Source organism: Plantactinospora alkalitolerans (assembly GCF_015690345.1).
In the GTDB taxonomy this organism is placed as follows: Bacteria; Actinomycetota; Actinomycetes; order Mycobacteriales; family Micromonosporaceae; genus Plantactinospora; species Plantactinospora alkalitolerans.
In genome coordinates this window covers 17,963-28,715 of sequence record NZ_JADPUN010000243.1, presented here as the reverse complement: position 1 = coordinate 28,715, position 10,753 = coordinate 17,963, and the positions used below count along the sequence as shown (strand labels likewise).

Sequence of the window (10,753 nt, the reverse complement as noted above, 5' to 3'; positions counted from 1 at the left end):
GAGTAGTCAAGTCCTTACACAGTCCATAGTCAAGGGGACGACCTTGACTATGGACTGTGTAAGGACTTGACTACTCAGGACAATTGGATCAAGGAGGGGACGTGCCCGAGCTTCAGCCGAACCTGTCCTTGGCTGAGGTCATGACCCGAGTCAACTGCTCCAACAAGGGACTTGCCGCACGGGTACGCGCGGTCGCCGCGCGACACGGAACGGAGTTGAGGTGCGACCATGTCACCGTCAAACGGTGGCTCGACGGGTCACAGCCTCGAACTCAGACAGCCGGATTCATCGCGGAAGCTCTGTCCGAGAAGGCTGGGTTCCGAGTCAGCGTTGAAGACATCGCCATGGGGCAGGCATCTCCCATGGCGACCTTTGAAAGCGCGCTTCAATACCCGGAAGATATCGCGGGAGCGCGGCTACGGCTGCTGGAACTCGCACGGCATGATCTGTCGAACCTGCCGAATGTCCTCACGTCACCAGCCATCCCGGCCGCATGGTCAGCGCCCCTGCTTCCATGGCTCCTATCTCGCCCCGAGCCGGTTCCGGAAAGCAGTGCTACGGCACGTCGAGTAGGGATGGCCGATGTGGACGCTATCTGCGCCACGAACAAGATGTTCATGCAACTCGACTTCCAGTACGGCGGCGGGCACGCCCGTAGCGCTCTAGCGCAGTACTTCACGGCCGAAGTCCTGCCGCTGCTTGACGGGAAGTTCACCGAGAGCGTCGGAAAGCGACTCTTCTCCGCTGCCTCGGAAGTCGCGCAACTACTCGGATGGACCGCTTACGATGCTGGGCGGCACGGCCTGGCGCAGCGGTACCTGATACAGGCGCTACGCCTGGCCCAGGCCGGTCAAGACCGGGTGATGGGGAGCCGCATCCTCTCGAATCTGAGCCACCAGGCAAACTACCTTGGCCGGTTCACTGAAGCAGCCCAGCTAGCGAGAGCCGCGCAAGAGGGCGGCAAAGAGACTGCCAGCGCAACCGTCATGACAATGCTGCTATCGATGGAGGCGCGCGCGTTAGCGGGATCGGGAGATGAGAAGGGTTGCGCGGCCGTACTGGTCGGGGCGGAAACTATTTTCGGCCGTCGAAAGCCGTCAGATGACCCACCATGGATCGACTACTTCGATGAGGCTGAGCTAGCGGGGGAGATGGCCCACTGCTTCCGAGATCTCCGTAAACCGAAGCTGGCGCAGGAGTTTGTCGGCAAGGCTGTAGCTCTTTCCGATCCCAGCTATGTGCGGACACTCGCCTTTATGCGCCTTATTCTGTGCGCTAGTTGCATCCACGAACTTGACCTGGAGCGCGCGGCCGGTGCAGGAATCGAGGCCATCACCCTTGCCGGTAGTCTCAAGTCCGAGCGGTACCTCCGCTACATCCGCGACCTGTGCAACGATCTCGCGCCACACCGGTCAAGCGCGGCAGTGGTTCGGTTCCTCGGCCTGGCCGACGAAGTGCTTTCGCCCTCAGAAGGGAGCCCAGCGGCGGCGGGAGCTGGGATCGCGTAGGGTCTTCAACCGATTTCGGAACTCCTCGGCCACCGTCGGGCCTTCATGGACGTTCTGCATCAACCACGTCGTCATCTTGAACTGGTTGAGCGCCCGTAGCACCGGAAACCCGTCCCAGGTCCGCACGTCGTAGCCGTAGACCCGGCAGAAGTCTGCATACTCCTGATCGGTGTGCCACCCAATCTCGTACTCGGTGGCGGTAACGGACAGATCGGTTTCCCGGTGACCGAACGCGAAGCGCTCAAAGTCGATCAGCACGGCAGTCCCGCCCGGATCAACGATAAGATTCTGCACGTGCGCGTCGCCATGTAGGGCGCAGGGCGGCGACGAGTACGCGAGATCGTTGTATTCGGTCCTAAGCTCGGCCAACCGTCCCCGAAGGAACTCCAGGTCCCTCGGGTCGAGATCTGTCGCCTGATCAATCCGTTCTTTTACCCGCCCGAACATATTCAGTTCTGGAAGCTTGAATTCCGTCGGCGGAGGAAGGTCGTGCAGTTGATGCAGAGTCGCTGCTAGTTCGTCGGCACGCGCCTTACGTCCGCTGTCCATAATTGGATGCCAAAATGTGACAGGATGATTCAGCGTGACAATAGGTTGAGGAATGTCGGCGGTTCGAGCCGCAGGCAGTTCCGTGTCACGTAGCCACGCTGCTACAAGGACCTCTTTGCGGGCATCGTCAAGCACTTCGATGCTGCGGGCAATGCGAACGATCAAGCTTGCCGCAGGAAGGCGGAAGATCGCGTTTTCGCCGAGCCTGATCATCGTGGCGCCGCTGGTCGACACCCCGACCGTTCGGCAGGCTTCGCCTAGGACCGTTACTGCCTCATCCGATGTGAAAGGTGAGCGGGACACGCCCATTTCAGGCATCTTCCGACTCAGTATCAGCGCGTGACGCGGGTTGCTCAACCACGAAGCGGCCCCTCCCTCTGGCGATATCTACCAGTCCGGCACGCTCTAGCTCAGTCAAGGCGCGGCGCACAGTGCCCCTCGCCACTCCGTACCTTGCCGCGAGGTCATTCTCACCAGCCAGGGTGGCCCCAGCCGCTAACTCCCCGCGAGCAATGTCGCGTCGGATGTCTGCGGCTATCCGCTCGGCGTCCGTCATGACGGCTGGACCTGACTCCGGATCATGTGGAACGTATCTGCCCTTGCCAGGCAGCGAGACGAGAAGTCCACGGCTCTCCAGAACACGTAATGCCTGCCGTACGGTGCCCACAGATGCTTGAAATTGTTCACTCAACTCGGATTCGCTCGGCACGCGGCTGCCGGGTGGAAATGCACCGCTCTCGACTGATCGCCGGACGGCAGCCGCAACCGCCTCGAACTTCGCCCCGGTGCGCTCACCCGAGGTGCCTCCCGCGTCGCGTACGAACCGTCCTCGTCCGGGAACGGTTTCGATCAGGTTCTCCGCTTCGAGCGCGGCCAGGGCGCGACGCGCGGTGACGCGGGCAACGCCCCACCGCTTGACGACGTCCGTCTCGGAGGGCAGCGGGGAGCCCGGAGGCAGGCTCTTGGACCTGATCGCCTCGCGTAGCTCCTGCGCGATCTCACGAAAGCCGACTCCGCTGCCACCTTGCCCGCCCACGTGCCTCCCTAACTCGGACCGGACGACGGCCCTAGTCTCCCCGCCGTCCGGACCCGCGTTCAACTACCCCGCACCGGTCAAGCTGCGCCGACTACTCCCTTACCAAGGTCGCGTACGCCCAAGGCGGCCCACGATGATCGCACTTTCGCCTCCTACAGAGCCTCGCACTTGCCGGGGTGCCCGGCCTGTCGTAAGCAGTCGAGGTTGCCGGGGAGCACGAGATCACAGAAGGCGTCGTGAAATGTCTCGGCCTGGACGTCCATCACCAGCTCGTCTCTGGCCCTCATCTCGGGCATGTGCCGCAGGGATCGGCCCAGGAGCACAGCAAGGTTCACAGCCTGTTCGAGGTTGCCAGCCTCGATCGGAATCAAGAGAACGAATCGCGGCGCCGCTTGGAGACGGCCTGCGAACGCGTCGAGCGCCTTGCGAGGGAGCGGCTGAAACACGTCGGTGACCTCGACGAGGGTTCCCGGGTAGGCAGAGCCGGACGCGTCGCGGGTGTCCCGCTCGTTGGGCGGTTCGGGTACAGGGCTGGGCTCATCGCTGCGGTAGGTAGACCTGGGCGCCTGATTGGTCGTGCGCCGTTCGCTTCTGGTCAGCCGGTCGGATGCGTACCTGTCTAGATCCATTCCTGTCCTCCGTCGGTCGATCCGGGTCCTCAGGCACACGGAAGGGTGCTGCGGCGCGAAGTTGCGTCGCAGCAGGAGCACATTCCGTAGCGTCGACGATAGCCATATGGCCATATGGCCACAAGGACACAGGGCTGTACCCGTCAGCAAGGCTGCCGTCCATGTCGATCGATCGGCGCTCGCACACGCCCGTGTATCGCCAACTCGCGAATCTCATCCGCGAGGGCATCTACGCCGGGCAGTACGTGGCAGGGGCGCCGTTGCCGAGCGAGGTCACCCTCTCGCAGGAGTACGGCGTGGGCCGGGACGCTGTCCGCCAAGCGCTCGCCCTGCTCCGGAGCGAAGGACTCGTAAGCACCGAACGCGGAGAACGCTCTCGGGTGCGGGTACCACCTGAGCGGGTGTCGGTCGAGCTACCGCCAGGCGGTAGAGCGGTTGCGCGCATGCCCGCCGACCCGGAGCGAGTCGAACGCGACATGGACGAAGGCGTGCCGGTGATCGAGGTGCATCACCCCGACGGCACCACCGAAGTCCACCCAGGCGACAAGACGGAGCTGATCCGCCCAGCTTGATCTCGTATGACCGCACTGCGGGCGTAACCCCGGGGGCCTTCAATACATGATCAAGACGATCCCGAACGACGCCGCACGCGTCGGTGCGAGAGTGCGCCCCCGCCGGCCCGCTGCCCTGCACGACATGACGCGGTACGCCTAGGGGCGGGCAAGCGGTTTGTTTGATGGGTATTTGATGCTGACGGCACGTGGGGCGTCCTCTGGCCCGCACGACACGCCTCTGAGTAGGGGAAGTGCATGCCTAGGTTTGTTTGATGGCTATTTGATGGGGCAGTCCTGCCGGGCAGTGCAACCGGGGGAGCAAGGGAGCTTCAGGGAAGCCCGCGCGCAGGACCGGGCTCACTACGCTCCGGCGCCTCAACCCAGCATAGCTAGCCGGAGCGTAGTGAGCCCGGTCCTCAAATGTTTCACGACACGCCGAAGTCCTAGGTGATATGCGTCACATTCGGTCTAGTACCGACCACCTGCAGGTCGAGCAGATCGGACTGCGTCTGGCGCTCCGGGCGCTAGGGTGTACGGCTTAGCCCGGTTCGATGACAAGCGGATGGCTTGTAACCACCCACCGGGCGGCACCCTCAGGCGGATCTTGGACGCCATTCAGTCGGAGGACTCCTGGGGAAGACTCCGGTAGTGGCGGCCTATGGGCTACCGGCCCACATTATCGCTCCGTTGTGCGGTCGCTCTGCGGCGACTGGCGGGCGTCCCGCTGGTGCGGCACAGGTTGCGTTGGTCGGCGTCACCTGACTATGCAAGGTTCCGGCGCCGTCGGCGAGTGTCACGCAAGCCCGGCGGCTGGTCGCTGCGTGAGGTCCGGTGCCGCCCACCAGGGCACATACTCGCGTAGCTTAAGAGGGGCGTTTGGGTCACGCAGCGTGATCATGTGTTCATCCATCGCTTCCTTGATCAGCCGTGAAGCGCGAGCACTATTGCGCACCTCGATCCCAAACCTCTCTCTAATTGTGGTGTTGGTGACCTGCTGCCGGGTGACGTGCCGTAGGCAAGCATGTAGATAGACGGCTCGCACTCGGTCCGCGCGGTCCATCTCTCTCAAGCTCCGCTGACTAAACAGAATGACCCTGGTGTGCTCCGCCGTCACTTCGACTAGTGGGGCTGGGAGCTGATGGAACTCGATTTCAAACGCGACCTTGTCCCAACCACTTCCACGTTCCTCGCAGATACCGCCTCGCCGCATAAGCGCGGCTATCCTCTCGTTGCGGGAGCGCGGAGGGCTGTCAACAAAGCGAAGCGGGTCAACCAGAGGTACACCGGGATTGGTGATTTCGATCCTATCTTGGAAAATTTCCACCATCGGGCCGGTCCCGGTTAGGAAGAAGTCTTGGTGAATGAGCGCGTTTGCTACAAGTTCTCTAACTGCGAGGTCGGGGTACATTTTGACGGTTTGCCGAAGCGCTTGCCCGATGACTTCGTTCGACGGCAGTAGGCCGTTAATATAACCAATAAGGCCACCGAAACCAGCGGCATAGCCATGAACCCCTACTTGCTCCTTCAAGGTTTCAACCCGGCTATTGTCCTTGTATTGGATCACGCGAATTACTTTACGTGCAATCGAAGGAAAGTCCTTCATATCTTGGGAGAATAGCAGTGCTCCGAGGTTGGTGATACTCCAAGATCCGTCGTCGGCGCGTCTCACTATATCCTCGGCACGCAAGGTTTCGAGGATGGCGGCCCGATTCTCGGGAAGGGGTGTCTTCATTAGGTGAAAGTACGCGGGATAGTCGATTAGTGTGGTTACGTCCGTTGCCTGAAGTCGATCAGTCGCAACTCCCTCTTCGAACGAGGTTAGAATGAAGGACTGCCATAATTCTTTGGCCGCAGCTGGGTGCTCTTTTAGTTTCTTCTTGTGGGAGCCGATTCTAATGTATTCTTCGCCCCTGAACGCAATTGGGCGATGGCCGGCGCGTTCGACTTCCAAGAGGACGAGGCGAATTCCATCTAGGGTTAGCTCGTGAAATGTGAAATTGACTTGAGGTGACAGAGAGCGGGTCAACCAGTTTTCTAGATTCTCATTCCCTACCTTCGTTTGAAAAGGTTGGAATGATGTTCCGACAATTTCACGGCTGGAATCACGGACTCCCCAGATCAAGTAGCCGCGCTCGTGGCTCGCTCTTGCGGCAGAGTTTGAGAGCGCCGATAGGTACTCTCCGATCTTTTCCGGCTCGGCGTTGTTGACCTTGTCTTCGAGCCACTCGATCTCGCGCGGCAGCGTGATCAGTTCCCTGACCAAGGCGACCAGTTGAGCGGTCGTCCGTGTCGAACTCACCACTGCCTCCTTGCGGGTGGTTCTGCAAAGTCACCTAAGAGGATCGCCCTGTAGGCGCCCAGACGCGGTGACTGGTCCACCATGTATTAGATCAAGCCTGTAGCCTCACAGCACCGTCGGCCCGCCGGATCCGCGCCTCCCGTTGGAACAGCCTGGGCCGATACGTCCGGATACTGACCGGTGCAGAGCGGCAGGAGTCAAGGCGTCACTGACGGACCACGTGGGATCGCCTAGCCGGTCGCGTATGTTTCAGCTCGGTCACCCAGAGTCATGATTGGACGGATCCGGGACTCTGGCGAACGCTGGGGACCGGTGCACGTGGGACGAGGGCACGGCAGGTGCTTTGGGCGTGGCCGTCGCCGGCGGGTCGTCGGGTCGCCGTCTATGGTGAAGGGGTGCCTCGGAGGACATACGGAGAGGTAGCCCGAATAGAGGGCAGGCGCCTGTTGGCAGCCGGTTGGTTGCCTGCACTCTAAATCCTTGTGAAAGTTTCCAGCGGTTCGAATCCTCTACCCGCCCCCAGGTGCACAAAAAGGTCCTGGGCGGGGCGAATGCCAAGACCTCCTTCGTGAGTCTCACCCAGCCTCGCTCTAGCCCGTTCGATCTTGGCGCCATGGCCCTGGTCCGCTCCGCGTCGGGTGGGCGACGGCAGACGGGATGGAACGTACATTCGTGGCCGGCGGATCAGCTTTCTGTCAGACCGGTTATATTTGTCAAATGAGCGGAGCCACGAAACCCGTCGCAGTGGTATGCGTAGCGTGCGATGCGCCAACGTCGTCGACGCCCAGCGGATGGCTGATGGACTGGGAGAGTCAAGTAGCTAACAGCTTGATTAAGTGCTCTCACTGTGGACACCTGATAGTGATAAGGCAGCGTCTCGACTTCGATTACAAAGGCGATCTGACTGATGATGGTCCACCAACCGTAATATGGCCAACTCTGGATGTGTCGCTAAGTCCAACAATCCCTGATGCGCCCCGTAAGGCTCATGAGGAAGCGCGTGCCTGTTATCGAGCCGGTCAGTACACAGCGTCTGCGCTGATGGTTCGGAGAACGCTAGAAGCAGTTTGCGCAGACAAAGGTGCTACCGGTCGAGACCTCCAGAAGAAACTTGACAGTCTAAAGACCACCGGAGTTATTGAAGGAAGGCTTACGGAGTGGTCCCATGATCTCCGCGCCCTCGGTAACGAGGCGGCACATGATACCTCCGTATTTATTAGCTCGGATGATGCGCGTGATGCGTTGGATCTTTCTGAAGCGTTACTCAGCTATGTATACGTCTTCAGTCAAAAGTATCAGGCGTTCAGGGGGCGCAGGTCGTCCTTGGCGTCTGCGCCACCGACGACCGTTTCTAGCGACACTGCATCGGCAATAGCGAGCGGGAAGTCCGGTTACAACGGAGGTGGCGAATCCCCGCCCCCTGCCTAGGCCCCATGTGCTCCTTCCCTGCGTCGAATACGATCCGGCACCAAGCGTCAACCGTTGGCCCACGCAACGGTTTTTTAGGTAGGGGTTGACGACTGGCGCGAACGAGCGAGCACTCCGGGGGCGGGAACCTCTGGGCTGGTGTCGGCGAACTCATGGGCCTAGTCCAGGTCAGGGACGACTATGGGTTTCAGGTCGTCCCGTCGGTGAGCCCGCCTCTGTTGACGCTCGGGCCTGCCCCCATATCTACTCGATGTCGTGTTCCTCAAAGTGGGGTGGAAGCTCGTAGTGGTAGCGGGTTGCCCGTAAGTGTGTGTCCAAGGGTGACCAGGTTGCCCACCTGCGCGCATGTCCTCCGTGGGTTTCGACCTTGCCATCCGGGAGCCGCCGCCACTGGATCTGATCTACGACAACCAGATCCGTTATGTCCGTCCGTCCGTGGTTGACCTCGTTTGCCGTGAGCTCTACTGCATTGGCTAGGCCAGTCGAACCCTTCACCTCGATGTGGCGTTCCTCGCCGGTCTGTGTCGCGTGCACGTCGTAGGACTTGGTGGTCCCTACGTCTTTGACGTCGTACCCAAGCCTGGCGTAATAGGTCATCGTCCAGTCGACAGCATGACGCTCGATGGCCAACCGCAGAGGTGTGTCGGCAAGCTTGCCTGAGCCGGATCGTTTGCGTCGTGCTGACTTGGTCTCGTCTACGGTCGACCGCTGGTCTGGTCGGGCGTCAGCTACGGGCTTAGGTAGCGCTAGGAGCTCGGGGACTGCGGCGACGATCGCGGCGGGAAACTTCACCAAGTACCCCTGTGCCGCTCGCACAGGTCGCTTGTCAGAGAAGGCGAAGGGGAAGTAGAGGGCGCCACTGTACCGGCTCTCCAGGTCTGCCTTGACTCTCCGAAGTTCGGGTTCAAGTACTCGAAAACGGTCCTGGTCTAGCCCGGCGATTCGTGTGTAGTCAGTGAGCTCGTATCTCCAGGAGGCTTCCGGCCCGCCGCTGGGACGGGTCCGGCCGTACGTCCCGCGTGATGCCCAAATGATTTGATCTTCATATGGGCCGCTGGCTGCTACGGAGTAGCCGACGATGCCTCGGTAGCCAGCTAGCCACTTGTGCCAATGGAGGACGATGTCACCTGGCCTGACAGCTGCTACGAGCGCGTAGCTCCACTCTTCCCCTCCCTTGTCGTTGACCTGGGGAGCGTGGAGGTCAGCGCCAAGGTCGACGCGGTTGGTGATCTCCATCCAATAGCGTTCTTCTGGGTCATTGCGCCACCACTCGTTCAACGTCACAAAGCTGTGTCTATCGAACCTGCGCAAGCCGCGCTGGGTTCGGCCACCGTGGTCCAGGTGAGGAGGGTGACCCGGCGCCGCACCCGTGCCAGATCCGTGCCAGGCCAACCAGTGCTAGGCGGAGATGCACGGGGAACTACGGGCGGAACAGCCGGAGAAGGCAGGCCGGCAGGACTGGGCAGTACGGGAGGCCACGAGACCGCCACTGGCAGTGTGGGGGTCAGGGGTTCGAGTCCCCTCGGCTCCACCCTGAAGTTGCAGGTCGGCGGCTGGACTGATGATCATCAGTCAAGCCGCCGACCTGTTTGCATCATGGGCGGAACCAGAAGGTTTCTCCCCTGTCGGCAGGATCCGAATGTCGTCGAGTGGCGCCACCCTCGCCCAGATGGCCCTCGCGTGACGCGAGCGCCGGAAAGGGTCGAATCAGGGCGGGTGACCACAGATCAGACGGAAGCTCAGGGCTTGCGTAGCACCGCCCCGTACTCCATCACCCGGCGGTTCTTCGCGGCGGCGCCCAGGAAGGGCCGCAACGGCTCGTCGACCTGCGCCAACGGCGGCTGGTTCGGGTCGGAGCGCCAGTCGACGACCTCGACCAGACCGGGTTCCACCAGGTCCATCCCCCGCAGCAGCTCGGCCACCTCGTCCGGCGTACGGTTCCGCCACACCAGGCCCAGGCCGCGCGACATCTCGTTGCCCTCCTCCACCGCCGCCCGATCGATCCCGCACATCTGGGAGAACACGAGAAAGCTGCCGGGGGCGACCGCGTCCCAGACGGTCCGGAACATGGACCGCAGGATCTCGTCGTCGACGATGGAGTGACCGATCGAGAGGAACAGAACGGCCACCGGTTCGGAGAAATCGATCAGCCGCTGCGTCTCCGGGTCGGCGAGGATCAGCTCCGTCTCGGCCATGTCCGCCGCGATGACCGTCGTGCTCTGGTCCTCGGCGAGCAGCGCCCGCCCGTAGGCCAGCACAATGGGATCGTTGTCGACGTAGACCACGCTCGCGTCCGGCTGGAACTGCTGGGCGACCTGGTGCACGTTTGCCTGCGTCGGCAGCCCGCTGCCCATGTCCAGGAACTGCCGGATGCCGGCGTCACGGGCCAGGTAGCGGACCACGCGATAGAGGAAGAGCCGGTTGTTGCGGGCCGCGTCCAGACCCTCCGGGAAGTGGCTGGAAACGACCTGCATCGCCTCCCGGTCGACGGCGAAGTGGTCCTTGCCGCCGAGGCAGTAGTCGTACATCCGGGCCGAGGTGGGCACGTCCTGCCGGATCACGGGCATGGTTCCGTCACTGGGCGAGGTCACGACATCAGCTCCACAATCGACAGCTTCCGAGCGCACGGGTCTGAAGGCGGAAAGCCTACCCCGTTGCCCTGTATCAGGTGGGGCCACAGCAGCCCGGCGGCGACCGTCTGGACCGGACCGCGTGACGGATGCCGATCAGTGCCAGGGCAAAGTCGACGT

At 61.9% G+C, this 10,753-nt stretch carries 9 protein-coding genes; 3 read left to right on the top strand and 6 right to left on the bottom strand.

Annotation, left to right across the window (positions count from 1 at the left end; translation table 11 throughout):
* The first annotated feature begins 101 nt into the window (after window positions 1-101).
* Window positions 102-1,508 (top strand): sporulation protein, encoded by a 1,407-nt coding sequence (locus tag I0C86_RS27280; RefSeq protein WP_196204157.1) that lies wholly within the window; start codon window positions 102-104, stop codon window positions 1,506-1,508.
* On the opposite strand, the gene I0C86_RS27275 is transcribed toward I0C86_RS27280, so the two are convergent.
* From I0C86_RS27275 to I0C86_RS27265, 3 genes are all read right to left on the bottom strand, one after another.
* Complete coding sequence (locus I0C86_RS27275) at window positions 1,467-2,366, bottom strand: phosphotransferase family protein (RefSeq protein WP_230394878.1); 900 nt, start codon at window positions 2,364-2,366, stop codon at window positions 1,467-1,469. The two genes, I0C86_RS27280 and I0C86_RS27275, sit on opposite strands and share 42 nt — an antisense overlap.
* 1 nt (window position 2,367) lies before the next feature.
* On the bottom strand, window positions 2,368-3,093 hold the full coding sequence (locus I0C86_RS27270) for a GntR family transcriptional regulator (RefSeq protein ID WP_196204155.1): 726 nt from the start codon (window positions 3,091-3,093) through the stop codon (window positions 2,368-2,370).
* Between the two features lie 152 nt (window positions 3,094-3,245).
* Entirely contained in the window at window positions 3,246-3,722 is a 477-nt protein-coding gene (locus tag I0C86_RS27265) for a hypothetical protein (RefSeq protein WP_196204154.1), read from the bottom strand.
* A 161-nt stretch (window positions 3,723-3,883) separates the two neighbouring features.
* Here I0C86_RS27265 and I0C86_RS27260 point away from each other — a divergent pair, with 161 nt between their 5' ends.
* Window positions 3,884-4,294 carry a GntR family transcriptional regulator gene (locus tag I0C86_RS27260; RefSeq protein ID WP_196204153.1) on the top strand — a complete coding sequence of 137 codons (411 nt, stop codon included), beginning with the start codon at window positions 3,884-3,886 and terminating at the stop codon, window positions 4,292-4,294.
* A gap of 775 nt (window positions 4,295-5,069) precedes the next feature.
* On the opposite strand, the gene I0C86_RS27255 is transcribed toward I0C86_RS27260, so the two are convergent.
* Window positions 5,070-6,575, bottom strand: coding sequence for an ATP-binding protein (locus tag I0C86_RS27255; RefSeq protein ID WP_196204152.1), 1,506 nt, complete (start codon window positions 6,573-6,575; stop codon window positions 5,070-5,072).
* Between the two features lie 657 nt (window positions 6,576-7,232).
* Between I0C86_RS27255 and I0C86_RS45575 the strand changes: the two genes are divergently transcribed.
* Window positions 7,233-8,003, top strand: a complete 771-nt coding sequence (locus tag I0C86_RS45575) for a DUF4145 domain-containing protein (protein WP_407676355.1) — start codon at window positions 7,233-7,235, stop codon at window positions 8,001-8,003.
* Window positions 8,004-8,246: 243 nt separating this feature from the next.
* On the opposite strand, the gene I0C86_RS27245 is transcribed toward I0C86_RS45575, so the two are convergent.
* On the bottom strand, window positions 8,247-9,239 hold the full coding sequence (locus I0C86_RS27245; protein ID WP_196204149.1) for a protein NO VEIN domain-containing protein: 993 nt from the start codon (window positions 9,237-9,239) through the stop codon (window positions 8,247-8,249).
* A gap of 503 nt (window positions 9,240-9,742) precedes the next feature.
* Window positions 9,743-10,594 (bottom strand): SAM-dependent methyltransferase, encoded by an 852-nt coding sequence (locus tag I0C86_RS27240; RefSeq protein ID WP_323373873.1) that lies wholly within the window; start codon window positions 10,592-10,594, stop codon window positions 9,743-9,745.
* Between the last annotated feature and the right edge of the window lie 159 nt (window positions 10,595-10,753).

Coding starts and splice junctions, on each gene's coding strand:
- I0C86_RS27275 (WP_230394878.1), bottom strand. CDS start 2,366: ATGGGCGTGTCCCGCTCACCTTTCACATCGGATGAGGCAGTAACGGTC.
- I0C86_RS27265 (WP_196204154.1), bottom strand. CDS start 3,722: ATGGATCTAGACAGGTACGCATCCGACCGGCTGACCAGAAGCGAACGG.
- I0C86_RS27260 (WP_196204153.1), top strand. CDS start 3,884: ATGTCGATCGATCGGCGCTCGCACACGCCCGTGTATCGCCAACTCGCG.
- I0C86_RS45575 (WP_407676355.1), top strand. CDS start 7,233: ATGGAACGTACATTCGTGGCCGGCGGATCAGCTTTCTGTCAGACCGGT.
- I0C86_RS27245 (WP_196204149.1), bottom strand. CDS start 9,239: ATGGAGATCACCAACCGCGTCGACCTTGGCGCTGACCTCCACGCTCCC.